Source organism: Cupriavidus sp. SIMBA_020, assembly GCF_046535395.1.
GTDB lineage: Bacteria > Pseudomonadota > Gammaproteobacteria > Burkholderiales > Burkholderiaceae > Cupriavidus > Cupriavidus campinensis.
On record NZ_JAWRWU010001199.1, the window covers coordinates 1 to 252 of the forward strand.

The 252-nt window shown below is 71.4% G+C and carries 1 protein-coding gene; it reads right to left on the reverse strand.

What is annotated here, in order from left to right; all coding sequences use genetic code 11:
- Positions 1 to 252: hypothetical protein (locus SB751_RS33330; protein WP_410749408.1), on the reverse strand; the 252-nt coding region annotated here is incomplete at both ends.

The window sequence follows — 252 nt, forward strand, 5'->3', positions numbered from 1 at the left end:
CAGCAGGTAGGCGGGCGCCAGCCGCTCCAGCTTGTCGTAGAGCTTGACGCGCATGTCGGCCAGCAGCTGGTAGGCCATGGCGTGCGCCAGCCACGATTCGAGCCAGTGGAACAGCGCGGCCAGCGGCGCGGCGATCAGCAGGCCGACGATCAGCGCGGAGGTGTCGCGGCCGTCGCGGATGGCGGCCACCACCAGCGCGCTCAGCACGCCGACGCCGATGAAGGCCGCCACCCGCGCCACGCCAAGAAGGAT